Raw genomic sequence first — 24,832 nt, 5'->3', positions numbered from 1 at the left:
GTGCTCTGTTTTACACCGGGTAAGAAAAAAGGAAGCCGCTGGCTTCCTTTTTTTATCGCGACTTATTGCTGATAGAAGTCGCGGTACCAGTCAACAAAATGCTGCACGCCCTGCTCTACGCTGGTCTGCGGGCGGAAATTTATCGCGTCATACAGCGGCTGGGTGTCTGCACTGGTGCCTAATACATCGCCGGGCTGCATCGGCAGCATATTTTTCTTCGCCTCAATCCCCAGCGCTTTTTCCAGCGACTCAATGTAAGTCATCAGGCTGGTAGGCTGACTATTGCCAATATTGTACACGCGATACGGCGCCGAACTGGTGGCAGGCGAGCCGTTTTCCACCGTCCAGTTTTCATCTGCCTGCGGAATCACGTCCTGCAAACGCACAATCGCTTCGGCAATATCATCAATATAGGTAAAGTCACGTGTCATCTGGCCGCGGTTATACACATCAATCGCGTCACCGGCCAGTATCGCGCGGGTGAACTTAAACAGCGCCATATCCGGACGGCCCCACGGACCATAAACGGTAAAGAAGCGCAATCCGGTGGTAGGTAATTGGTAAAGGTGTGAATAGGTATGCGACATTAATTCGTTGGCTTTTTTCGTCGCAGCATAAAGTGATACCGGATGATCAACGGAATCATCCGTGGAGAACGGCATTTTACGGTTCAGGCCATAAACCGAACTCGATGAAGCATACAGCAGGTGGCCAATCTTATGATGACGGCAACCTTCCAGAATATTTAAGTGACCAATCAGGTTGGCATCAGCGTAGGCGTGCGGATTCTCGATGGAATAGCGAACCCCTGCCTGTGCGCCTAAATGGATCACGCGCGCAAAAGCATGCTGTTCAAACAGGGAAGAAATGGCCTGGCGATCCGCCAGGTCCATTTTAAGGAAAGTAAACGCGGGATGTGCGGTAATCTGGTCGAGGCGCGCCTGTTTCAGGCTGACATCGTAGTAATCATTCAGGTTATCGATACCAACAACCTGGTGACCGGCAGCCAGCAAACGCTGACTAACGTGAAAACCAATAAATCCTGCCGCGCCGGTGACCAGAAAATTCATACATCCCTCATTTATTACACAATTTGAATAGACGCTCCGCGGCCGATTGCATAATAAACGAAACCGCGTTTGCTGATACGCTCCGGATCATACAGGTTACGACCATCAAAAATCACGGGTTGTTTTAACGAGGATTTAATCACGTCGAAATCCGGAGCACGGAAGTTCTGCCACTCGGTGCAGATCACCAGACCATCAGCGCCCTGCAGCGCAGCTTCTTTAGTGCCGCACAGCTTCAGATCGTCACGATGGCCGTAGATGCGCTGGGCTTCTTCCATCGCTTCCGGATCAAACGCCTGCACCGTTGCGCCCGCCTGCCACAGTGCTTCCATCAGCACGCGGCTTGAGGCTTCACGCATATCGTCGGTGTTCGGTTTGAACGCCAGACCCCACAGCGCAAACGTCTTGCCACGCAGATCGTCGCCAAAGTGACGTTTAATAAACGTCGGCAGCTTGTTCTTCTGCGAATCGTTGACGTCTTCTACCGCCTGCAACAGGCGCGGGGTGTAGCCGATTGACTCTGCAGTGCGAATCAGCGCCTGCACGTCTTTCGGGAAGCAGGAACCGCCGTAACCACAGCCCGGATAAATAAAGTGATAACCGATGCGTGAATCAGAACCGATGCCCTGACGTACTTTTTCCACGTCAGCACCCAGGCGTTCCGCAAGGTTGGAAATCTCGTTCATGAAGCTGATTTTGGTTGCCAGCATGCAGTTAGCTGCATATTTGGTCAGCTCTGCACTGCGGATATCCATCAGAATCATGCGATCGTGATTACGGTTAAACGGCTCGTACAGTTCACGCAGCAGTTCGACCACCTCATCATTGTCGGTGCCCACCACGATACGTTCCGGACGCATGCAATCGTTAACTGCGGCGCCCTCTTTCAGGAACTCCGGGTTGGAGACCACATCGAACGCGATATTGGCGTCACGCTGCTTCAGCGTTTCGCTCATCACCGCGCGCACGCGGTCAGCGGTGCCTACCGGTACGGTAGATTTGTCGATGACGACTTTGTGATCGTTCATGTGCTGCGCGATAGTACGCGCAACCGCAGTCACATATTTCAGGTCGGCAGAGCCATCCTCATCCGGCGGCGTGCCCACAGCAATAAACTGCATTACGCCATGGTTTACGCCCTCTTCTGCGTTGGTGCTGAATTTCAGACGCCCCGCTTCATAGTTAGACATAACCAGCGGCGTCAGGCCCGGTTCAAAAATTGGGATGATGCCCTTTTTCAGGCTTTCGACTTTCTTTTCGTCGACATCAATACAGAGAACGTCATGTCCGACTTCGGCCAACACCGCAGCCTGAACCAGACCGACATAGCCGATACCAAATACAGTGACTTTCATTGAATTATCCTGTGCTTAATGAATTACTTTTTGTTGCCTGCAACGCCGTCGAGCCACTGAGCGAAATCTTTGCCCAGCACCGGATGACGCACGCCATACTCAACAAAAGCTTGCATATAACCCAGTTTATTACCGCAGTCGTGGCTCACGCCGGTCAGGTGGTAAGCTTCTACGGTCTCTTTTTCCATCAGCATGGCGATGGAGTCGGTCAGCTGCACTTCGCCGCCGGCACCCGGAGGGGTCTTCGCCAGCAGAGGCCAGATGTCCGCAGACAGCACGTAACGCCCCACTACCGCCAGGTTAGATGGCGCTTCCGAGGCTTTTGGCTTCTCAACCACGCCCACCATCGGTGCGCTCTGGCCCGGTGCCAGCTCTGCGCCCTGGCAGTCAACCACGCCGTAAGCGGTGACATCGGCAACTGGCTCAACCATGATCTGGCTGCGACCGCTCTCTTCGAAGCGCGTCAGCATTTCTGCCAGGTTATCTTTGGTTGGGTTAGATTCGTACTCATCAATAATCACGTCTGGCAGAATCACCGCGACTGGCTCATCACCGACCAGCGGATGAGCACACATCACGGCGTGACCGAGGCCCTTGGCGATACCCTGACGTACCTGCATGATGGTGACGTGTGGCGGGCAGATGGACTGGATTTCATCCAGCAGCTGACGCTTCACGCGTTTTTCCAGCATCGCTTCCAGTTCGAAACTGGTATCAAAATGGTTTTCGATGGAGTTTTTAGAGGAGTGCGTAACCAGCACGATCTCATTAATACCCGCAGCAATACACTCGTTCACGACATACTGGATCAACGGCTTATCGACCAGCGGTAACATCTCTTTTGGAATAGCTTTGGTAGCAGGCAGCATACGCGTACCCAGACCTGCAACCGGGATTACCGCTTTTTTTACTTTAGACTTATAGGCAGACATCAAATACCTCTCTTAATAGGCCGTTCAAGTTAATACTTGATATGTCGGTTTAAAAACGAAATGAGTATATCAGTTAGTGTCAGACGGATTTATCCTGGATGGAGTTAATCCGCGGAATTTAAGACTATTACCCAAGTGTAAAGCTAAGCTTTGGCCCTGTCTTTAACCCGCGGAAAATATAAATCTGAGTGGCTATTATTCGGACGATAACATCAGGCGAAGCCGGCCGCCGGCTCCCCAGACGTGACATTGCCAGGCATCGGCGCGCTGGCTGATTTGATTAAGATGGGTGCTGCCCATAGTGCCAAGCGGCACACCGTTACTGAGCTGGATTTGCTGAGTATTGATGTGCAGCGTGGCATTCAGACCGGCTGAAACCAGAATCAGATTTTTCAACTGACGATGGTAGTAGCCCACCAGCAGCGGGAACTGACCGTTCAGGTTGGCCTGACGCAACAGCATATTCACCTGGCGCAGCAGACCATTGAGTTCCGGCAGACGCTGCTTTTGCCCGGACAGTTGCTCCTGCAATAAACCGTTGAACAGTGCTCTGAGCAATAATGCAGCCAGCACGCCGTTGTCGCCGGCACGCGTTACGTCAAGGCAATAAAACGCCAGATCTTTGTCCGACAGCGCGGCAATATCCAGCACCAGCCCCGGCTGTTCCGCCATGGTGAGTTGACGATAGTTTATGCGGCAGCTGGCGATGGTTTGCTGGACTGGCGGTTGCAGCTGTTTGAGCAGCTTGGCGGCAGCGAGCGGATCGCGTACCAGGGCATCCCAGTCCTGAAAGAGCTGTTCATCTTCTTCCACTTTCGAGGTGAACATCGAAGGATAGAGGCACTCAAACACCGCTTCACGGAAACGTTCCAGGTTTTTTAGCGGCTTGAGCAGCACGTCCTGCACGCCAAGGCGCAGCACGTGGGCAATGTCAGCCATGTTCTGCGTGGCGGAGATGATCAGGATGGGCACGCTATTACCGCGTGTACGAATTCGCTCGACAAACTCAATACCGCCCATGCGCGGCATTTCCAGATCGCAAATGACCAGGTCCACTGACTGCGCGGCGAGTAAACTCAGGCCGTCGAGTCCGTCGCCCGCTTCGAACGTGCTGGCTCCGAGGCCAGTTAACAATGTGTCCAGCAATGAACGGAAAACGACCTCATCTTCGACAATGAGTATCTTTTTGCCGATTAGCGGTTTTTCCATTCTCTCCCCCTGCGTACCAGATATTTCAATAGTGGTTCATAAAACGCCGTTGCGCCTTTCAGAATTGGCTGAAGTCACAACCCCCGTGAATGAACAACTGATTATCTGCTACGGACCAGCGGTAATAGTTCATCCATTTTTTTCTCCACGGCGGCCTTGCCTGCCGCAATGGCCTCTTCAGCCCGATGAAAGTCCAGCGTTGAAATCTGCGGACAAAAAGGCTGAATCAGCACATCCGGCGGATCGCCTGCCATACGGTTACGTTTCAGGCGATTTTCCAATACCTGGATTGACGTTGACATAATTTCCATCGCGCCTGGAGACTGGCTGGCGCGCCGATGGGTTAACCCCATCAGACGCTGGCGCAGTTTTTTGCCCCAGCTCAGTGCTTCTGCCGCTGCCGCCTCTTCACCGCTCTGCGGCGTGACCGACAGCAGATCCTGCTGCATCAAGTGCGCATCATGTTGCAGGTCGACGGCAATCACAATGTCAGCGCCCAGCGCGCGGGTTAGCGAAATCGGCACCGGATTGACCACTGCACCATCCACCAGCCAATAACCATTGTAGCCAACCGGAGGCAATAAGCCTGGCATACTACACGATGCACGCACCGCCTGGTGCAAATCCCCTTCGGTCAGCCACAGCTCGCGTCCGGTGCTGAGGTTGGTTGCCACCACGCCAAAGCGCTTATCCGCGTCTTCGATGAGCTCGTTAGGGATCAGCTGACGGATATGGCTAAACACCCGGTCGCCGCGCAGCAGGCCGCCACGCTGCCATGAGAGGTCCATCAGACGGATAACATCCCAGTAGCGAAATGCGCTGACCCACTTCTCCATCAACGCCAGACGGCCGTTGACGTAGGCAGAACCCACCAGTGCGCCGACGGAACAGCCGGCGACGACATCCACCTCAATACCGGCGCGCTCCAGCGCGTTGATGACACCAATATGCGCCCAGCCTTTGGCAGCGCCCGATCCCAGGGCCAGCCCAATCCTGACTTTTCTCATCTCACCTCGTGATCAACCTGATGCGTAGCTTCACGCTGGCCAGTCGGCTAACATAGCGCACACTTTCATTAACTTTAATCACTCTCAGGAGATGATGTGTCCGAAAAGTGCCCCTGCTGCAGCGGAGAGCAGTATAGCCTATGTTGTCAGCCCTTTCTGAACGGGCAACAAACGCCACAGCGCGCTGAACAGTTAATGCGCTCGCGTTACAGCGCTTACGTTAAGCAAAACGCCGCCTGGCTGGTAGAAACCTGGCATCCCAGCCAGCGCGTGGCCGGACTGGAGACGCTATTATCCGAAAGTTTCGCCACCACAGAATGGCTTGGCCTGAATGTAACCCGTTGTAATCACGGAAGCCATGAGAATGAAGCCTTCGTGACTTTTTTTGCGCGTTATCTCGAAAAAGGCCGTACCTGCAGCCTGTATGAATGTTCACGCTTTCTTCGCGAGGATCAACGCTGGTACTATGTCGACGGAACAACGCCGGAGTTAGGGCGTAACGATCGCTGTCCTTGTGGCTCCGATAAAAAATACAAAAAATGTTGTGGCTAATCTGGACAGATGCCCAACAGCTTCACCATTCATCGCTTTGACAGGACTCTGATCGAGATGCAAGCGCAAACCATGCAACGAAAAGTTTTACGGACCATTTGCCCCGATGCCAAAGGTCTGATCGCCAAGATCACCAACATTTGCTACAAGCACGAACTGAACATTGTGCAGAACAATGAGTTCGTCGATCACCGTACCGGGCGCTTTTTCATGCGCACAGAGCTGGAAGGCATTTTCAACGACAACACGCTGCTGGCTGACCTCGACAGCGCGCTGCCGACCGGTTCGGTACGTGAGCTGCACAGCGCCGGACGTCGCCGCGTGGTGATTCTGGTCACCAAAGAGGCGCATTGCCTGGGCGATCTGCTGATGAAGAGCGCCTTTGGTGGTCTGGATATGGAAATCGCCGCCGTTATTGGTAACCATGAAACGCTGCGTTCGCTGGTCGAGCGTTTTGACATCCCGTTCGTGCTGGTCAGCCATGAAGGCCTGACGCGCGAAGAGCACGATAACCGCATGGCGGATGAGATCGATCGCTATCAGCCGGATTACGTGGTGCTGGCGAAATATATGCGCGTGCTGACGCCGGCGTTTGTACAGCGTTATCCCAACCAGATCATCAATATTCACCACTCGTTCCTGCCAGCCTTTATTGGCGCCCGTCCTTATCATCAGGCCTATGAGCGCGGCGTGAAGATCATCGGTGCCACCGCGCACTACGTGAACGACAACCTGGATGAAGGCCCGATCATCATGCAGGACGTGATTAACGTCGATCACAGCTATACCGCTGAAGAGATGATGCGTGCCGGACGCGACGTGGAAAAGAATGTACTGAGCCGCGCGCTGTATAAAGTGCTGGGCCAGCGCGTGTTTGTTTACGGTAACCGCACGATCATTCTTTAACCACTGCGGCGCTGATTTGCGCAACTCTTCAGCGCCACGCGTAAAAAGTGGGCAAACGATTGAGTTTTTTACTGCGGGCGCTTTACAGACTGAACGCATTTGGTATGATGCGCCCCGCTTTCAGGCATAAAGATTCAGGCCAGTGGCGGGATTCCCGAGCGGCCAAAGGGAGCAGACTGTAAATCTGCCGTCATCGACTTCGAAGGTTCGAATCCTTCTCCCGCCACCATCTGAATCCATTCTGTGCCTGAATCTTCTGAGCTTCATATCCCTGGCGGGATTCCCGAGCGGCCAAAGGGAGCAGACTGTAAATCTGCCGTCATCGACTTCGAAGGTTCGAATCCTTCTCCCGCCACCATTCTATGCTGCACTCTTCTTCCAGCCAGTCAACAAAGCCAGTTAATAACACCTGGAGAAGGATGAGAAGCTTCGACCGAAGGTTCGGGTCGAACGCAGTGAGACAACGCGCGCAGCGCGGCCCGCAGGGTGAGCCGCTTGCGGCGAATAATCCTTCTCCCGCCACCATTTCATGCTGCACTTTTCACCAGACCGACATCTGAATTTACGCGATGCCTGGTCGCCATCAATGGCGCCCCTTATATCCCGATCATTCTCCTCCGGGTATGATGATCCCCGACTGATCATCGGGAAGTTGCTGGTGAGATGGGGGCGCCCCCTGGGCATAAAGCCTGCTTCGTAGATTTATCCCCGGCAACTTAACTCCCGCCTTCAAGACCGGACGGTATCCTGTGCCCCGAGCACGCATCCATAAGGATGGTCATGGCGGTTTCCCTGTGCTGTTAAGGAGAATCTATGCAAACCCGTATGCCTGTCGGCATTGATGTTGCCTCCGGAAAGTTTGATGTGGCCGTCTGGAAAGGCGACACGTCTTACAAAACCAAAGTCTTTCCCAACACCCCTAAGGGCTTTATCGCCCTGAAAAAATGGCTGGAGCCGTTCGGCTGCTGCCATATCTGCATGGAGGCTACCGGCGCGTACAGTGAGCCGCTGGCCACCTTCCTGCACGACGAAGGCTATGATGTCAGCGTGGAAAATCCCGCGCGCATCAGGCGCTTCGGACAGGCGGAGCTGAGCCGTAACAAGACGGATAAAGACGATGCGCGCATGATAGCGCGCTACTGTAAACTGCACGGCCCGTCGCTGTGGCAGCCGGCGCCGCTGAATGAACGCAGGCTGAAGGCGCTGGTGAAGCGCCTGACGAATCTTCAGGAAATGCGGCAGATGGAAGAGAACCGGCTGGAGGTCTCGGATGCGGTGGTGCAGCCCTCAATCCGCGTGGTCATTGCGGCGCTGGATGCGCAGATAGACGAAACGAAGCGGGCAATAAACGACCATATCGACAATGACCCGGGCCTTAAAAAGAACAGGGAACTGCTGGAGTCCATCCCGGGCATCGCGGGCGTGCTGAGCAGCACGATGCTGGCGTATCTGGGGGACATGTCGAGGTTCAGCAGCAGCAAGGCGCTTGTGGCGTGGGTGGGTCTGAATCCGATGCGGCAGGAGTCCGGTGAGTGGAAGGGCAAAAGCAGGATATCGAAGATGGGCAACAGCGCGATGCGCAAGGCCCTGTACATGCCTGCGATAGTGGCGATGAAGTGGAATCCGGCGGTGAGTGCGCTGAAGAAACGGCTGGATGCGGGTAAGAAAACGGGAAAAGTCGTGGTGTGCGCGGCGATGAAGAAGCTGCTGCAGCTGGCTTATGGCGTGCTGAAATCGGGTCGTCCGTTCGATGCCGAAATATGTCTTGCCAGGTAACCGGCAAGACGGTATCTACAATGATACGGCCTCAAGTGTTACCCATGTGACCGGTTTATATTCTCATCGTCCCAGTTGTCGCCTGGATTGTAGGGTGCGCATTAATGCGCACCTGGATATTCACATCAACGCCCCCAGCTGAACGGCACCGCCTGTCTTACCCCGCTCTCCTGCGTCTCCCACCACAAATCACCTGCGTTCTGCCTCTCGCTCTTATCGTCACGCTCTTATGACGCAAGCCATGACTTTTGCCGCAAACCTGGTTACCATCGCCGCAACCTTTTGCGACGAAAAATGGCAGCGAAATGAAATTTGTCTCTTTTAACATCAACGGTTTGCGCGCACGCCTTCATCAGCTGGCGGCGCTGGTTGAACAGCATCAACCGGATGTCATCGGCCTCCAGGAAACCAAAGTGCACGATGACATGTTCCCGCTGGAAGAGGTCAGCAAACTCGGTTACAACGTGTTTTATCACGGCCAGAAAGGCCATTACGGCGTGGCGCTGCTGACCAAGACGCAGCCGGTAGCAGTTCGACGCGGTTTTCCTGATGACGGCGAAGATTCCCAGCGACGTCTGATCATGGCAGAAATTCCCAGCCCGATTGGCGATATCACCGTCATCAACGGTTACTTCCCGCAGGGGGAAAGCCGTGACCATCCCATCAAGTTCCCGGCCAAAGAGAAGTTTTATCGCGACCTGCAAAGCTATCTCGAGCAGCAACTGGCAGCCGACAAGCCGGTGCTGATCATGGGCGATATGAACATCAGCAGTACTGACCTGGACATTGGTATTGGTGAAGAGAACCGCAAGCGCTGGCTGCGCACCGGCAAATGCTCTTTCCTGCCGGAAGAGCGCGAGTGGATGGACCGTTTGCTGCAGTGGGGACTGGTCGATACGTGGCGTGAGAAAAACCCGGAGACCGCAGATCGCTTCTCGTGGTTCGACTATCGCTCAAAAGGATTTGATGACAACCGCGGTCTGCGCATCGATCTGCTGCTGGCCAGCCCACCTCTGGCGTCGCGCTGCATCGACAGCGGCATCGACTACGACATTCGCAGTATGGACAAACCGTCCGATCACGCGCCAGTGTGGTCCAGTTTCAGGCTGTAACTGAACAGCGTGGCGCCTGCGCGCCACGCCCGCTTATTTAATGATTTTCCAAATCAGCGGATTGGTGCCCAGCACTTTTTCGTCACGCGCACACTGCAGCAGTACGCCCTCTGCTTTCACCACGGCGCCTTCGGAGTAGCTGCGGTTTTCATAGATACAGCACTGCAGGCAGTTGTTCTGCTGACGATTCTGCCCCTGCGTCCACACTTCCGGCGGCATATCCACCACCACATCGGTATTGCCCATTCGCGCGGGCTCCGGCTGGCGATTAGCCAGCGCGGCATGGCTGCACAGCAGCAGCCCACTCAGCAACAGCGTTGCGTAACGCATTATTCCGTCTCCTTCGTTTTGCGCCGGGGCGTTTTACTTTTACTGCGCGTCTTCGCTCCGGTCGCGGCTAATCCACGAAAAGCCTGCAGTGACGGCCTCTGGCGCGCCTCACCAATCAAACCAATTAAGGTACTGACCAGCGGCTGCATAAACTCGTCATAGCGACAGGCTTTTTCACTGATGCGGGTAAGCGTTGACTCCCAGTGCGCCGTCATATCCGGCCGCGCGGCCATCTCCGGTAACGCATGAATCAGCGCCCTGCCCGCCTCGGTTGAGTGAATATAGCGACCTTTTTTCACCAGAAATGTACGGCGGAACAGCAATTCTATGATGCCGGCACGCGTCGCTTCCGTTCCTAAACCATCGGTCGCACGCAGCACTTTCTTTAATTCTTTATCCTGCACAAAGCGGGCAATACCGGTCATGGCCGACAGCAGCGTGGCGTCGGTGAACGGCCGCGGCGGCTGAGTCTGCTTCGCCAGCACCTCACCACGCTCACACAACAGCTCATCGCCTTTGCTCACCACCGGCAGCGGCGTGCCGTCATTCTCTTCATCGCGCTCTTTACTGCCCAGCAGCGCACGCCAGCCGGCTTCGGCAAGAAAACGTGCTTTGGCGACGAACCTGCCACCGCCGATATCGAGGTCGATGACGCATTTGCGAAATACCGCGTCGGGACAAAACTGCATCAGATACTGGCGCGCAATCAGAGCGTAAATATTGGCTTCATTGTCGCTCAGGTTCACCTTGCTGGCGCGCGCCGTAGGAATGATGGCATGGTGCGCATCCACTTTTTTATCGTCCCAGCAGCGATTTTTCTGATCCGCATTGAAATCCGCCGGCAGCGATACGTCCGGCTGATGCGCCTGAATGGCGTTCAGCACCGCATGACGTCCGGCAAAATGTTCGTCCGGCAGATAGCGGCTGTCCGAACGCGGATACGTAATCAGCTTATGGGTTTCATACAAACGCTGACAGCAGTCCAGTACCGTCTGGGCACTCAGGCCAAAACGCTTCGCCGCCTCGATTTGCAGGCTGGAGAGGGAAAATGGCAGCGGCGCCGTTTCTGACTCCCGCTTATCGTTGTAGCCGGTAACCCACGCCGGTTTGCCGTTGATACGTTCAAGCACGTGGTCGGCGAGAGGACGATGCAGCAAACGGCCCTCGTCATCCTGCCACGGTTCACAGGCATCGCTGGGGATCCAGCTGGCAACGAAGCGCTCCTCTTTCGGGGTGACGATGTGCGCTTTGACTTCGAAGTAATCCTTCGGCACAAAGTTTTCGATCTCTTCATCGCGCCTCACCACCAGCCCCAGCACCGGCGTCTGAACGCGTCCCACCGAGAGCACGCCGTCGTAACCGGCGTTGCGGCCCAGCAGCGTCCAGGCGCGCGTCATGTTGATGCCATACAGCCAGTCAGCACGCGCCCGGGCCAGCGCCGAGACGCACAGCGGAATGAATTCACGGTTCTCGCGCAAACGGCTCACCGCGCGCTCGACCGCCGCAGGGTTGAGGTCGTTAATCAGGCAGCGCTGCACCTGCTGGCGCTTTTCAGCCGGCAGCTGCAGATAATCGAGCACTTCGTCGACCAGCAGTTGTCCTTCGCGATCCGGGTCACCGGCGTGCACCACCACGCTGGCCTGCTGCAGTAAGCCCTCGATCACTTTGAGCTGCTTCGCCACCGACGGGCGCGGCTGCAGGCGCCATTTGTCCGGGATGATGGGTAAATCCGCCAGATTCCAGCGCGCATAGCGGCTGTCATAGCTGTCAGGCTGCGCCTGCTCCAGCAGATGCCCGACACACCAGGTCACAACCTGGTCATTACCACAGGCAATATAGCCGTCGCCACGTCGATGCGGTTTGGGTAGCACATCGGCGATGGCGCGTGCCAGACTGGGTTTTTCAGCAATAAACAAACGCATGAATGGCGTCGTTCCTTTACGTCAGGTGACTACAGTAATCAGTGGATGGGCGCGGTCGGCCGGCAGCAGCGAGCCGATCGCCGTGGCCTCGACGCCAGCCTGCACGGCGCACGCGTGAAACGCCGCAATAGCGTCAGGCTGCACCGCCACCAGCAGCCCGCCGGAAGTTTGCGGATCGCACAGCAGTGCGCGCGTGGCCTCATCCATGGCAGAAATGTGCTCGCCGTAGCTGGCGAAGTTGCGGCTGGTGCCGCCCGGCACCGCGCCGGCCGCAATGTACTGGTCCACGCCGGGCAGACGCGGTACCTGTGCGGCCTGCACATGTGCGCGCAGGCCGGAGCCCAGACAGATTTCACTCAGATGCCCCAGCAGACCAAAGCCGGTGACATCGGTCATGGCGCTGACGCCGGGCAGTTTAGCAAATTCCGCCCCTGCGCTATTGAGCTGGCACATCACCTGCGCCGCCAGCGTCTGATGCTCCGCACGCAGCAGCCCTTTTTTCTCTGCAGTAGTCAGAATACCGATGCCAAGCGGTTTGGTGAGGAACAGCTCGCAGCCCGCCTGCGCAGCGCTGTTCTTTTTCACGCGCACCACGTCAACGATGCCGGTAACGGCAAGGCCAAAAATCGGCTCCGGCGCATCGATTGAGTGGCCCCCCGCCAGCGCGATGCCAGCCGCCTGGCAGGCCGCGCGACCGCCTTCAATCACCTGCTGTGCCACTTTCGCGTCCAGCACATTAACCGGCCAGCCGAGAATAGCGATAGCCATGATCGGTTTGCCGCCCATGGCGTAAATATCACTGATGGCGTTAGTGGCCGCGATACGGCCAAAGGTGTGCGGATCGTCAACGATGGGCATAAAGAAGTCAGTGGTGCTGACCACCGCCGTGCCGTTACCAAGATCGTACACGGCAGCATCGTCACGGGTTTCATTGCCGACCAGCAGTCGCGGATCGTGAAAGGCAGCCAGTTCGCTGTGCAGAATGGTCTCAAGCACCTGAGGTGAAATTTTACAGCCGCAGCCAGCGCCGTGGCTGTATTGCGTCAAACGAAGCGGTTCGCTCATGGCGGGTTCCTTGTGCGCTGAACAGAGAGGGCTATGTTAGCCTGGCTGCCCGCTGCTGGTAAGCGCTGTCGCCGCTAAGCGCGATCTTTCGCACAGCGACTGTGCAATCAGTGTCGTTGCATGCACCTTGCCGCAGAAACCCGCTGCTGTCTGTCAGAAATAACTGACAAACGCCTCGCTGTCGGGCGCAACCACGGTGGTATTGGCTTTCAGCTGCGGCGTTCCGAGGTAGAGGAAACCCACAATCGCATCCTGCTCGCGGCAGCCAAAGGCGGCGCGTACCTGCGGATGGTCGGTCCATGGCCCGCTGCGCCAGATGCCGTTAAAGCCCTGCGCGACAGCCGCCATTTGCATCGCCATCACCGCGCAGCCAGCGGACACGACCTGCTCCCAGCGCGGGACTTTAGCGGAGGCTTCGCAGTGTGCGACAACGGTGATGATCATCGGCGCGCGGAACGGTGACGTCCGGGCCTTCTCAATGGCTTTGTCATCCAGCTGGCTGTCGCGTGCGGCCTGCTCCAGCAGATGGCTGAAGCGTTCGCGCCCCTCATTTTCAATAATGATGAAGCGCCACGGCTGCAGCGTGCCGTGATCCGGTGCGCGCATACCCGCGTGCAGAATATTCTGCAGCACTTCACCGGCGGGTGCCGGCTCGGTCAGGCGCGACGCTGAACGACGGTTTACCAGTAATTCCAGTGCATCCATCTTGATTCTCCCGTGATTAACAAAGCGTGGGCTAATCCTGGCACAGCGCGATCTTTTGTAACAGTCTGGCGCGATTTCCTGCTGACTTTTCGCACGCTGCTCTTTAGGATGAACCCGACATCGGGGCAGACCGCACACCGGCTGCCCTGGCTACGTGAATATGGAGAGTTTATGCGCACATTGTGGCGAATTATTGCTGGCCTGTTCCGCTGGAGCTGGCGGGTGCTGAATTTTATCCGGGAATTTATCCTGAATCTGTTCCTGATTGTGTTAATTCTGGCCGGCGTCGGCATCTGGCTGCAGCTATCCAGCGCCAGCAGCAGTGAACCGGTGCAGCAGGGTGCGCTGAAAGTCGATCTGAGCGGCGTGCTGGTGGACAAACCGTCGGTCAGCAATCGTCTGAGCCGCATCAGCCGCCAGCTGCTGGGTGCCAGCAGCGATCGTTTGCAGGAAAACTCGTTGTTTGATGTGGTCGATGCCATTCGTCAGGCAAAGAGCGATAAAAATATCACCGGCATGGTGCTGGATCTGCGCGATTTTGCCGGCGGCGATCAGCCTTCGCTGCAGTACGTGGGTAAGGCGCTGCGCGAATTCCGCGACGCGGGCAAACCCATTTTTGCCCTCGGCGACAGCTATAGCCAGGCGCAATACTATCTCGCCAGCTACGCCACGAAGGTCTATCTGTCCCCGCAGGGCACGGTAGATCTGCACGGTTTCGCCACCAACGGCCTGTATTACAAATCCCTGCTGGATAAGCTGAAAGTCAGCTCACACGTGTTCCGTGTCGGCACCTATAAGTCCGCAGTTGAACCTTTCCTGCGTGATGATATGTCGCCGGAAGCGCGCGATGCTGATGGCCGCTGGGTCGGCCAGCTGTGGCAGAACTACCTCAACACGGTGTCCGCCAACCGGCAAATCACGCCGCAGCAGCTGTTCCCGGGGGCGGCGGGCATCATCAGCGGTCTGCAGGCCGTTCAGGGCGATACTGCTAAATATGCCCTGGATAACAAACTGGTGGATGTGCTGGATTCGCGCGCTGCCGCCGATCGCGAGCTGGTGAAAACCTTCGGCTGGGATAAAGCCAGCAATGACTACCGCAACGTCAGCATCTATGACTACAACGTCAAACAACCGACGCAGCAGGATGGCAACATTGCGGTGATTCTCGCCAGCGGCGCCATCATGGACGGCGAAGAGAGCGCCGGCAACGTCGGTGGCGACACCACCGCTGCGCAAATCCGTGACGCCCGCCTCGACGACAAAATCAAAGCCATTGTGCTGCGCGTCAACAGCCCGGGCGGCAGCGTAACGGCCTCTGAGGCCATCCGCGAAGAGCTGGCGGCGGCGCACGACGCCGGCAAGCCGGTGGTGGTTTCAATGGGCGGCATGGCGGCATCAGGCGGCTACTGGATCTCCACGCCGGCCGACTACATCGTCGCTGCGCCGAGCACCCTGACCGGGTCGATCGGCATCTTTGGCGTGATCAATACGGTGGAGAATAGCCTGAGCAGCATCGGCGTGCACAGCGATGGCGTTGCCACCTCGCCGCTGGCGGATGTGTCGACCACCAAAGCGCTGCCGACGGAAGTGCAGCAGCTGATGCAGCTGACCATTGAAAACGGTTATCGCAACTTTGTCGGTCTGGTGGCGGCGTCACGCCATAAAACGCCACCGCAGATTGATGCCATCGCGCAGGGTCACGTCTGGACCGGTAGCGATGCCAAAGCCAACGGGCTGGTGGATGCGCTGGGCGACTTCGACGATGCGGTAGCCAAAGCCGCCGAGCTGGCGAAGGTCGCGAAACCTGAACTGAGCTGGTATCAGGACGATCCGGGGATGATCGACCTGCTGCTGAACCAGATGAATGCGTCGGCACAGGCCGTGCTGCCGGCCGCGCTGAAAGTGTGGCTGCCGGCTCCGGTCAGCGAAGTGATGGGCGCGCTGCAGGCGCAGCCGGGCCTGATGAATAATCTCAACGATCCGCAAAACCGTTACGCGTTCTGCCTGACCTGCGGCAACGTACGCTAATCTTTACAGCCCGGCCGCTGGTCGGGCTGCTTTTCCCCGCCAATCGCCTTATACTGCGCGTTTTACGGCAAGTCTGAGTCCATTCATGCAAAAGAAAAATATCTATGTAGCCTACACGGGCGGGACCATCGGTATGCAACGCTCCGCGCAGGGTTACATTCCGGTCTCTGGCCATCTGCAGCAGCAACTGGCGATGATGCCAGAGTTTCACCGTCCGGAAATGCCGGATTTCACCATCCACGAATACCAGCCGCTGATTGACTCCTCGGATATGACGCCGCAGGACTGGCAGTCAATCGCTGATGACATCCAGCTGAACTACGATCGCTATGACGGTTTCGTCATTCTGCATGGCACCGATACCATGGCGTTCACCGCGTCGGCGCTGTCGTTCATGCTGGAGAACCTGGCCAAGCCGGTGATCGTCACCGGGTCGCAGATCCCGCTGGCCGAGCTGCGCTCAGACGGTCAGCAAAATTTGCTGAACTCGCTGTACGTTGCGGCTAACTATCCGATTAATGAAGTGGCGCTGTTCTTCAACAACACGCTATTCCGCGGTAACCGCACCACCAAAGCCCACGCCGACGGTTTTAATGCGTTTGCCTCACCGAACCTGTCGCCGCTGCTGGAAGCAGGCATCCATATTCGCCGTCTCAATACGCCGCCGGCACCGCGCGGCAGCGGTGAGCTGATCGTCCATCCGATCACGCCTCAGCCGATTGGCGTAGTGACCATCTATCCGGGCATCTCTGCCGACGTGGTGCGCAATTTCCTGCGTCAGCCGGTGAAGGCGCTGATTCTGCGCTCTTACGGTGTGGGCAACGCGCCACAAAACGCCGAGTTTCTTGCCGAACTGCAGCAGGCCAGCGAGCGCGGCATTGTGGTGGTGAACCTGACGCAGTGCATGTCCGGTAAGGTGAATATGGGCGGTTACGCCACCGGCAACGCACTGGAACACGCCGGCGTGATCAGTGGTTTTGATCTGACCGTCGAGGCCACCCTGACTAAACTGCACTTTTTGTTAAGCCAGAACCTCACCAGCGCTGAAATTCGTGCCAAAATGCAGCAGAATTTACGTGGCGAACTGACCGAAGACTGATACGGAGCAAAATCCCATGAAGCGGGCATTGATAATCATCGATATTCAGAACGATTTTTGCCCCGGCGGCCCGATGGCCGTGCGTGAAGGTGACCAGACGGTTGCCGTTGCTAATCGCTATGCACGCGAATTCCGCGCGCGCGGTGAATGCGTGGTGGCGTTGCAGGACTGGCATCCGGCCAATCACGGCAGCTTTGCCTCGGTCTCTGGCGAGCCGGTGTATACCCTCGGTGAACTGAATGGTCTGGCGCAGATCTGGTGGCCGGATCACGGCGTGCAGCACTCACAGGGCGCGGATTTCCATCCGGATCTCGATCGCAGTCTGATTGATGCGGTGTTTCATAAAGGCGGCGATGTGGATGTGGATAGCTACAGCGCCTTTTTCGATAACGGGCACCGCCGCAAAACCGAGCTCGACAGCTGGCTGCGCGAGCGCGGCATTACTCACCTGGTGATGCTGGGCCTGGCGACCGATTACTGCGTCAAGTACAGCGTGCTGGATGCGCTGGAACTGGGATATCACGTTGAGGTGGTGCAGGAAGGCTGCCGGGGCGTCAATCTCAATCCGGACGACAGCGAGATCGCGATCGCGCAGATGCAGGCGCAGGGTGCGGTCATTATCTGAAAATCAGGGCTGGAGCTCTCCAGCCCTGCAGCCGGTTAATGCAGGTTGATGCGCGTCACGTCGGACTCGATTCCCCACTCTTCCTTCAGCTGTTTTTTCGACTTCATCACCATCTCGCCGCCTTTACCGATGGTCATGTGCTGCGGTTCGTCGTTGTGCCGCGCCTGCCACAGCATCACCAGCTGCAGACAGTTATCTTTCTGATCCTGCGTCAGCGCCACGCCGTCTGGCCACTTGCCGGTTTCCACCGCGGTGGCGAGGCGCTCGTAGACTTCCGGCGTCATCGCCGCCAGCATTGCTTCCAGTTCCTGCTTCATGCTCAGCCCTCGTGCTGATTGCCCTGCTCGTCGGTAAAGTTCAGCGACGCTGAGTTGACACAATAGCGCTCACCGGTTGGCTGCGGGCCATCCGGGAAGACGTGGCCCAGATGGGCGTCGCAGTTACCGCAGCGGATTTCGACGCGGTGCATACCGTGCGAGTCATCTTCCAGATAGCGGATAGCTTCATCGTTATACGGCTGGTAAAAGCTCGGCCAGCCGCAGCCGGAGTCATACTTGGTTTCGGAGAGAAACAGCGGTGCATTGCAGACCAGGCAGTGATAGATACCCTCCTGCTTGTTGTGCAACAGCGCGCCGGTGAAAGGCGGTTCGGTTCCACGATGCTGAGTGACGTAGCGCTGCATTTCCGACAGCTGGGCAATTTTTGCCTCGGGTGCGGTGTCTTTAGCCATTTTGAGTTCCGGAGTGTCATTCTGTAAAAATCGTCTAGTATTCTAACAAACGAACAACATCTTCCGGGTCTTTTTTCGTGCGGATGCTTTTGCCCCGACCAGCACTGCGCAATTTTGTGATGACGATCACTCTTTGCAACAGTCATCCCTTTTTAGTCTGCATTCGGCGTAAGATAGGTGCGCAATAAGGGCGCTGCGCAAGCGTTTGCGCACCCAATTATTCCTGGCGCTGGAATTGACCTGTCGCAACAATTGACACGATTCCGCTTGACGCCTGGTAAGGTTTTTGTAATTTTACAGCCAACCTTTTATTCACTAACAAATAGCTGGTGGAATATATGACTATCAAAGTAGGTATCAACGGTTTTGGCCGTATCGGTCGCATCGTTTTCCGTGCTGCTCAGCAGCGTTCTGACATCGAAATCGTCGCGATCAACGACCTGCTCGACGCCGATTACATGGCTTACATGCTGAAGTATGACTCTACACACGGTCGTTTCGACGGCACCGTAGAAGTGAAAGATGGCGCGCTGATCGTTAACGGTAAAAAAATCCGTGTTACCGCTGAGAAAGACCCGGCTAACCTGAAATGGGACGAAGTGGGCGTTGACGTTGTTGCTGAAGCAACCGGTATCTTCCTGACCGACGAAACCGCACGTAAACACATCACTGCCGGCGCGAAGAAAGTGGTTCTGACTGGCCCGTCTAAAGATGACACCCCAATGTTCGTTCGTGGTGCCAACTTCGACAAATATGCCGGCCAGGACATCGTGTCTAACGCTTCCTGCACCACCAACTGCCTGGCACCGCTGGCTAAAGTAATCAACGACAAGTTCGGTATCGTTGAAGGTCTGATGACCACTGTTCACGCCACCACCGCCACTCAGAAAACCGTTGATGGCCCGTCTCACAAAGACTGGCGCGGCGGCCGCGGTGCAGCGCAGAACATCATCCCATCTTCTACTGGCGCAGCGAAAGCAGTAGGCAAAGTTCTGCCAGAGCTGAACGGTAAACTGACCGGTATGGCGTTCCGCGTACCAACGCCAAACGTGTCTGTGGTTGACCTGACCGTTCGTCTGGAAAAACCAGCGTCTTACAAAGACATCTGTGCAGCCATCAAAGCCGCTGCTGAAGGTGACATGAAAGACGTGCTGGGCTACATCGAAGACGACGTGGTTTCTACCGACTTCAACGGCGAAACCCTGACTTCCGTGTTCGACGCGAAAGCCGGTATCGCTCTGAACGACAACTTTGTGAAACTGGTTTCCTGGTACGATAACGAAACCGGTTACTCCAACAAGGTTCTGGATCTGATTGCACTGGTTGCTGCTAAGTAAGCTAACCGGCTAAACAGACAAGGGGTGACTTCGGTCGCCCCTTTTTTTTCGATTGGATGAGAGAAGGTCTGACAATGCACAATTCGCTCTTTAACTTGCCCGTGGTGACGCAGATCACCCCTTACCTGTCGCAGCGTCAGATGGGTGAATTATCGATTCTGGTGATCAGCCATCCGAAAGTGCGCGCCGCCATTGCCCTGCAGGGTGCGCACCTACTGGCATGGCAACCGGCCGGTCAGCAGCCCGCCATCTGGCTCAGCGACAAGACGCCATTCGTCAGCGGAAAAGCCATTCGCGGCGGCGTGCCGGTCTGCTGGCCGTGGTTTGGTCCGGCAGGTGAACCTGCGCATGGCTTTGCCCGCAATCAGCCGTGGACGCTGACGGCGCATGATGAGAACGAAGATGCGGTCATGCTGACGTTCACGCTGGAAAGTAATGCACAAACGAAAAAACTGTGGCCGCACGACTTCACACTGCTGGCGCGCTTCCGCATTGCTGAACACTGTGAGATTGAGCTGGAAGCCTGGGGCGATTATGAAGCCACTGCCGCGCTGCACAGCTATTTTCAGGTGGCGGACATTGCGCAGGTTGAAGTCAGCGGGCTCGGCAACAGCTACATCGATAAGGTGCAGGACAGTGCCATCGGCAGCGCAGCGGACGGGAAACAAACTTATCCCGATCGGGTTGATCGCATTCATACCGCAGCGGAAGACTGCAGCGTGATCCACGATCGCGCCGGTAAACGCCAGATTGAAGTCTATCACCATTATCAAAGTGACGTTGTCACCTGGAATCCTGGCCCGGCACTGTCCTGCAGCATGGCCGATATGCCTAATGATGGTTATAAAACCATGGTATGCGTGGAGACGGCGCGGATTAGCAAACCGATGAAAAGTGCCGGAGAAACCCCTGCCCGCCTTGGCGTCACGCTGAGAATCCGCAATAAGTAATGCTGAACTGCGCGCACGCGCCGTTTACACCACATCCAGCGCCAGTTTATGCTGCGGCGGCGGAAAGGCGCGATCCAGCAGCGCCAGCTCATCGCTGGTCAGGGTGATATTCAGGGCCGCCGCATTCTCCTGCACGTGCGCCACGCTGCCCGCCTTGGGAATGGCCATTACGCCCGGCTGGCGAATCACCCAGCTCAACAGCAACTGAGCGATGCTGATGCCCTTCTGTTGTGCAATCTGCTGCAGAGTCGCATCGTCAAACAGCGCGTGACGCAGCCGTCCGGCCTGCGCCAGCGGACAGTAAGCCATGACGGGTGTATGGTGCTGCTGACAGAGCGGCAGTAAATCAAATTCAATACCGCGCGAAGCCAGATGGTACAGCACCTGATTAGTCGCGCAGCCCATCCCTCCGGCTTCACTCAACAGCTCCTGCAGATCGTCGCTATCAAAATTGGAGACGCCCCAGTGGCGGATTTTGCCCTGCTGCTGCAGCGTTTGCATGGCGCGCACGGTCTCTTCCAGCGGTACATTACCGCGCCAGTGCAACAGATAAAGATCGAGATAGTCCGTCTGCAGACGGCGCAGACTGCGCTCACAGGCGTCAATCGCATCGACCTCACCGGCATTCCACGGGTAAACTTTTGATACCAGCCAGGCTTGATCGCGCCGGCCGCGCAGCGCTGCGCCGACCACCTCTTCCGCGCCGCCTTCGGCATACATCTCAGCGGTATCGATCAGTTTCAGTCCGGCGTCCAGTCCAGCCTGCAGCGCAGCGATTTCCTGCGCCCGCTGTGCCGGATTTTCGCCCATATACCAGGTGCCCTGGCCGATAGCCGGTAACGGCCTATCGTCGTTAAACTGAATCGTCTTCATCTCACCTCCTGTTGCGCCATTATGGGGCGCAATATTGGTGCAAGGTAACAAAAACGCCTCATTATGAGGCGTTCGTGCGGTCATCAGAAGCTGTAGCTGACGCCGGTCCACAGCGTAAACTGACCGTCTTTATCCACCATCGGACTGTCTTTAATTTCACTGGCGAAGCGGGTGTAACGGCCTGACAGGCTGGCGTTCCAGCTCTCACTGATCTGGTAGCTGGCGTTCATCTCGACGTAAGGCGACCAGCTGTCGTCCGGGTGATAGCGATCGATGCCGGTACGCGCGCTTTCGTGGCCGGAAACGCCGTAGTAATAGCGGTTTTGGTTGGCACTGTTCCACATTGCGCCAATGCCCGGTGTCAGGCTGAACGCGCCGAAATCAAAGCGGTACAGGTAGGTCAGGTCCCAAATCATGCCGTTGCTGTTATTCAGCACATCGCCCAGCAGCGCGGTACGCACAATCCCCCAGTCAGCAACGTGACGATAAGTTGCGCCGGCCATCAGCGTCATACGACGCTTGTCCAGCCCTTTCATATCGCCCAGATCGTTATCTTTCGGGTCATACTGCTGCGGCGAGCCCAGCAGCGTTAACGACAGCTGATTCTGCGGGTCTTTCCACAGGTAATAACCGCCCTGCAGGCTGCGGAACCAAAAGTTTTCCCCCTCATAATTGATGACCGGGATCGGCAGATAACGGTCCTGGCCGCCGCGGTACGGCGACTGGGCATAAATAACCGAAGCCCCAAGTGACAAGGGTTCAGCGTAAGTGCTGAACGCCGCAAAATAGCAAGGACACATCAGAGCAAGCGCTTTAAGTTTGAAATGGTTCACAATTTATTCATTCCATTAATATAACAATCACACGCAGAGTCTAACCAAATTTTGCCACTGGTTTAACTTTTAATGTTGATTTCCTTTTTATCCTGTCAGAAGCGTCTGAGACGCAGCGCACCTGTTGCCGCAAGGGCGTGACGGCCTTAGCGCTTATGAGACTTTGTTATTGATATATCGCTAAATAAGGAGAAAAGACGGAGCAATTTTTCTGATTGCCTTCTACAGTAAAAGTAAGACGAGAATTTTTGTACGAGCAGAGTAACCATAAGAATTGTGAATCCCGATAAAAAATCGTCAGGTTGGCATAAGGGTTGCTGTACTCAATAAAGAATATCTTCCGGGAGCTGCAAGAGCATCTTATTACGCTCCTTTACCTGTGCTAAAAACGAAAGGACGGGCATCGCTATGAATATATTCGATCACTATCGTCAGCGTTATGAAGCTGCCAAGGACGAAGAGTTCACACTGCAGGAATTCCTCACCATCTGTAAGCAGGATCGCAGTGCATACGCCAACGCGGCAGAACGACTATTGATGGCCATCGGTGAGCCTGTGATGGTCGATACTGCCCAGGAGCCTCGCCTTTCCCGTATCTTCTCGAACCGCGTCATCGGACGCTACCCGGCCTTTGAAGAGTTTTACGGTATGGAGGAAGCGATTGAGCAGATCGTCTCCTACCTGAAACACGCCGCGCAGGGGCTGGAGGAGAAGAAACAGATTCTGTACCTGCTCGGCCCGGTGGGCGGCGGTAAATCCTCGCTGGCCGAACGGCTTAAAGCGCTGATGCAGCGCGTGCCGATCTATGTGCTGAGTGCCGACGGTGAACGCAGCCCGGTCAATGACCATCCGCTGTGCCTGTTTAATCCGCAGGAAGACGCCAATATTCTGGAAAAAGAGTACGGCGTGCCGCGGCGTTACCTTGGCACCATCATGTCGCCGTGGGCGGCAAAACGGTTGCATGACTTTGGCGGCGACATCACCCGCTTCAAAGTGGTGAAAGTGTGGCCGTCGATTCTGGAACAGCTGGCTATCGCCAAAACCGAACCGGGTGATGAGAACAACCAGGATATTTCAGCGCTGGTGGGTAAAGTGGATATCCGTAAGCTGGAAAACCACGCGCAGAACGATCCGGATGCCTACGGCTATTCAGGTGCGCTGTGCCGCGCCAATCAGGGCATCATGGAATTCGTGGAGATGTTCAAAGCACCCATTAAAGTGCTGCATCCGCTGCTGACCGCCACTCAGGAAGGTAACTATAACGGTACCGAAGGGATTTCCGCCCTGCCGTTTAACGGCATTATTCTGGCGCACTCCAACGAATCAGAGTGGGTGACGTTCCGTAACAACAAGAACAACGAAGCTTTCCTCGACCGCGTGTACATCGTGAAGGTGCCTTACTGCCTGCGCGTGTCCGAGGAGATCAAAATTTATGAAAAACTGCTCAACCACAGTGAGCTGACCACCGCGCCTTGCGCACCCGGCACGCTGGAAACGCTGGCGCGTTTCTCGATTCTGTCGCGCCTGAAAGAGCCGGAAAACTCCAGCATCTACTCGAAGATGCGCGTCTATGACGGTGAAAGCCTGAAAGACACCGATCCGAAAGCGAAATCGTGGCAGGAGTATCACGATTACGCCGGGGTGGATGAAGGCATGAACGGCCTGTCGACCCGCTTCGCGTTTAAAATTCTGTCACGCGTGTTTAACTTCGACCATGCCGAAGTAGCGGCTAACCCGGTGCACCTGTTTTACGTGCTGGAACAGCAGATCGAGCGCGAGCAGTTCCCGCAGGATCAGGCGGAGAAGTATCTGGAACACCTGAAAGGCTATCTGATTCCGAAATATGCGGAGTTCATTGGCAAAGAGATTCAGACCGCTTACCTTGAATCCTATTCGGAGTATGGTCAGAACATCTTCGACCGCTACGTCACTTACGCGGATTTCTGGATTCAGGATCAGGAGTACCGCGATCCGGATACCGGCCAGCTGTTTGATCGTGAATCACTCAATGCCGAGCTGGAAAAGATCGAGAAACCTGCCGGGATCAGTAACCCGAAAGATTTCCGTAACGAGATTGTCAACTTTGTGCTGCGCGCACGAGCGCAGAATAACGGACGCAATCCAAACTGGACCAGCTACGAAAAACTGCGCACGGTGATCGAGAAGAAAATGTTCTCCAACACCGAGGAGTTGCTGCCGGTGATTTCGTTCAACACCAAAACATCCACGGACGAACAGAAAAAACACGACGATTTTGTCGATCGCATGATGGAAAAAGGCTATACCCGCAAGCAGGTGCGTCTGCTGTGCGAATGGTATCTGCGCGTGCGCAAATCGTCATAATCGACAGCGGTAAGCTACGCGGCATCCACATGCCGCCTGAGGAGGCCGGACCCGTTCCGGCCTGGCTTACAGC

23 protein-coding genes, 2 tRNA genes and 1 other RNA gene are annotated in these 24,832 nt (G+C 56.1%); 13 read left to right on the top strand and 13 right to left on the bottom strand.

The genetic code is table 11. From position 1 onward, the window contains the following. Window positions 1-62: 62 nt before the first annotated feature. The 5 genes from FT726_RS08645 to rssA form a co-directional block, all read right to left on the bottom strand. Complete coding sequence (locus FT726_RS08645; RefSeq protein ID WP_346302673.1) at window positions 63-1,070, bottom strand: NAD-dependent epimerase; 1,008 nt, start codon at window positions 1,068-1,070, stop codon at window positions 63-65. A gap of 14 nt (window positions 1,071-1,084) precedes the next feature. Next, window positions 1,085-2,425: a UDP-glucose/GDP-mannose dehydrogenase family protein gene (locus tag FT726_RS08640; RefSeq protein WP_058757711.1), complete on the bottom strand. Its 1,341-nt coding sequence runs from the start codon at window positions 2,423-2,425 to the stop codon at window positions 1,085-1,087. A gap of 23 nt (window positions 2,426-2,448) precedes the next feature. After that, window positions 2,449-3,357: a UTP--glucose-1-phosphate uridylyltransferase GalU gene (gene galU / locus FT726_RS08635; protein ID WP_021510076.1), complete on the bottom strand. Its 909-nt coding sequence runs from the start codon at window positions 3,355-3,357 to the stop codon at window positions 2,449-2,451. Window positions 3,358-3,552: 195 nt separating this feature from the next. Continuing rightward, window positions 3,553-4,566: a two-component system response regulator RssB gene (gene rssB / locus FT726_RS08630; protein WP_346302672.1), complete on the bottom strand. Its 1,014-nt coding sequence runs from the start codon at window positions 4,564-4,566 to the stop codon at window positions 3,553-3,555. A 101-nt stretch (window positions 4,567-4,667) separates the two neighbouring features. Next, a complete protein-coding gene (gene rssA, locus FT726_RS08625) occupies window positions 4,668-5,573 on the bottom strand; it encodes a patatin-like phospholipase RssA (protein WP_021510074.1) in 906 nt (301 codons plus the stop codon). A gap of 96 nt (window positions 5,574-5,669) precedes the next feature. Here rssA and FT726_RS08620 point away from each other — a divergent pair, with 96 nt between their 5' ends. From FT726_RS08620 to xthA, 7 genes are all read left to right on the top strand, one after another. Then, window positions 5,670-6,125, top strand: coding sequence for a YchJ family protein (locus FT726_RS08620; RefSeq protein ID WP_040679954.1), 456 nt, complete (start codon window positions 5,670-5,672; stop codon window positions 6,123-6,125). A 57-nt stretch (window positions 6,126-6,182) separates the two neighbouring features. After that, a complete protein-coding gene (gene purU, locus FT726_RS08615) occupies window positions 6,183-7,031 on the top strand; it encodes a formyltetrahydrofolate deformylase (RefSeq protein WP_031280214.1) in 849 nt (282 codons plus the stop codon). A gap of 144 nt (window positions 7,032-7,175) precedes the next feature. Beyond that, window positions 7,176-7,260: transfer RNA gene (locus tag FT726_RS08610), tRNA-Tyr, on the top strand. A 44-nt stretch (window positions 7,261-7,304) separates the two neighbouring features. Next, a tRNA-Tyr gene (locus FT726_RS08605) sits at window positions 7,305-7,389 on the top strand. Window positions 7,390-7,429: 40 nt separating this feature from the next. Then, window positions 7,430-7,556, top strand: a non-coding RNA gene (locus FT726_RS08600) — RtT sRNA. A gap of 288 nt (window positions 7,557-7,844) precedes the next feature. Further along, window positions 7,845-8,807 carry an IS110 family transposase gene (locus FT726_RS08595; protein ID WP_021312959.1) on the top strand — a complete coding sequence of 321 codons (963 nt, stop codon included), beginning with the start codon at window positions 7,845-7,847 and terminating at the stop codon, window positions 8,805-8,807. A gap of 305 nt (window positions 8,808-9,112) precedes the next feature. Continuing rightward, on the top strand, window positions 9,113-9,919 hold the full coding sequence (gene xthA, locus FT726_RS08590) for an exodeoxyribonuclease III (protein ID WP_288422457.1): 807 nt from the start codon (window positions 9,113-9,115) through the stop codon (window positions 9,917-9,919). A gap of 33 nt (window positions 9,920-9,952) precedes the next feature. Here the strand turns inward: xthA and FT726_RS08585 are convergent, their stop codons facing one another. From FT726_RS08585 to FT726_RS08570, 4 genes are all read right to left on the bottom strand, one after another. Continuing rightward, complete coding sequence (locus tag FT726_RS08585; protein ID WP_021510070.1) at window positions 9,953-10,249, bottom strand: YnjH family protein; 297 nt, start codon at window positions 10,247-10,249, stop codon at window positions 9,953-9,955. Further along, window positions 10,249-12,171 (bottom strand): DNA topoisomerase III, encoded by a 1,923-nt coding sequence (locus FT726_RS08580; RefSeq protein ID WP_288422450.1) that lies wholly within the window; start codon window positions 12,169-12,171, stop codon window positions 10,249-10,251. The genes FT726_RS08585 and FT726_RS08580 overlap by 1 nt, the downstream gene beginning before the upstream one ends. A 21-nt stretch (window positions 12,172-12,192) precedes the next feature. After that, complete coding sequence (selD, locus tag FT726_RS08575) at window positions 12,193-13,236, bottom strand: selenide, water dikinase SelD (protein ID WP_346302671.1); 1,044 nt, start codon at window positions 13,234-13,236, stop codon at window positions 12,193-12,195. A gap of 153 nt (window positions 13,237-13,389) precedes the next feature. Then, window positions 13,390-13,941 carry an NAD(P)H nitroreductase gene (locus tag FT726_RS08570; RefSeq protein ID WP_058774609.1) on the bottom strand — a complete coding sequence of 184 codons (552 nt, stop codon included), beginning with the start codon at window positions 13,939-13,941 and terminating at the stop codon, window positions 13,390-13,392. A 171-nt stretch (window positions 13,942-14,112) separates the two neighbouring features. Here FT726_RS08570 and sppA point away from each other — a divergent pair, with 171 nt between their 5' ends. The 3 genes from sppA to pncA all read left to right on the top strand — a co-directional run bounded on the left by sppA (window position 14,113) and on the right by pncA (window position 17,693). After that, window positions 14,113-15,969 carry a signal peptide peptidase SppA gene (gene sppA / locus FT726_RS08565; protein ID WP_288422447.1) on the top strand — a complete coding sequence of 619 codons (1,857 nt, stop codon included), beginning with the start codon at window positions 14,113-14,115 and terminating at the stop codon, window positions 15,967-15,969. 85 nt (window positions 15,970-16,054) lie between these two features. Next, window positions 16,055-17,068 carry an asparaginase gene (ansA, locus tag FT726_RS08560; RefSeq protein WP_136547151.1) on the top strand — a complete coding sequence of 338 codons (1,014 nt, stop codon included), beginning with the start codon at window positions 16,055-16,057 and terminating at the stop codon, window positions 17,066-17,068. Between the two features lie 16 nt (window positions 17,069-17,084). Further along, entirely contained in the window at window positions 17,085-17,693 is a 609-nt protein-coding gene (gene pncA, locus FT726_RS08555; RefSeq protein WP_031280213.1) for a bifunctional nicotinamidase/pyrazinamidase, read from the top strand. 35 nt (window positions 17,694-17,728) lie between these two features. On the opposite strand, the gene FT726_RS08550 is transcribed toward pncA, so the two are convergent. Together FT726_RS08550 and msrB are read right to left on the bottom strand one after the other, a co-directional pair. Next, window positions 17,729-18,010: a YeaC family protein gene (locus FT726_RS08550; protein ID WP_104189023.1), complete on the bottom strand. Its 282-nt coding sequence runs from the start codon at window positions 18,008-18,010 to the stop codon at window positions 17,729-17,731. 2 nt (window positions 18,011-18,012) lie between these two features. After that, a complete protein-coding gene (msrB, locus tag FT726_RS08545; protein ID WP_021510062.1) occupies window positions 18,013-18,423 on the bottom strand; it encodes a peptide-methionine (R)-S-oxide reductase MsrB in 411 nt (136 codons plus the stop codon). A gap of 338 nt (window positions 18,424-18,761) precedes the next feature. On the opposite strand from msrB, the gene gapA reads away from it, so the two are divergent. Together gapA and FT726_RS08535 are read left to right on the top strand one after the other, a co-directional pair. Further along, a complete protein-coding gene (gapA, locus tag FT726_RS08540) occupies window positions 18,762-19,760 on the top strand; it encodes a glyceraldehyde-3-phosphate dehydrogenase (protein ID WP_021510061.1) in 999 nt (332 codons plus the stop codon). A gap of 74 nt (window positions 19,761-19,834) precedes the next feature. Beyond that, complete coding sequence (locus tag FT726_RS08535; protein WP_058771253.1) at window positions 19,835-20,710, top strand: D-hexose-6-phosphate mutarotase; 876 nt, start codon at window positions 19,835-19,837, stop codon at window positions 20,708-20,710. 24 nt (window positions 20,711-20,734) lie between these two features. Here the strand turns inward: FT726_RS08535 and FT726_RS08530 are convergent, their stop codons facing one another. Together FT726_RS08530 and FT726_RS08525 are read right to left on the bottom strand one after the other, a co-directional pair. Next, on the bottom strand, window positions 20,735-21,583 hold the full coding sequence (locus FT726_RS08530; protein ID WP_346302670.1) for an aldo/keto reductase: 849 nt from the start codon (window positions 21,581-21,583) through the stop codon (window positions 20,735-20,737). Window positions 21,584-21,666: 83 nt separating this feature from the next. Beyond that, window positions 21,667-22,416 (bottom strand): MipA/OmpV family protein, encoded by a 750-nt coding sequence (locus FT726_RS08525; protein ID WP_059009705.1) that lies wholly within the window; start codon window positions 22,414-22,416, stop codon window positions 21,667-21,669. 408 nt (window positions 22,417-22,824) lie between these two features. Between FT726_RS08525 and yeaG the strand changes: the two genes are divergently transcribed. Beyond that, complete coding sequence (gene yeaG / locus FT726_RS08520) at window positions 22,825-24,759, top strand: protein kinase YeaG (protein WP_021510057.1); 1,935 nt, start codon at window positions 22,825-22,827, stop codon at window positions 24,757-24,759. Window positions 24,760-24,832 lie beyond the last annotated feature (73 nt).

This window comes from Pantoea sp. Morm (genome assembly GCF_016643525.1).
GTDB lineage: Bacteria > Pseudomonadota > Gammaproteobacteria > Enterobacterales > Enterobacteriaceae > Pantoea > Pantoea dispersa.
Note: the sequence above shows the minus strand (reverse complement) of the source record. Positions and strands in the feature narration are given on the sequence as shown.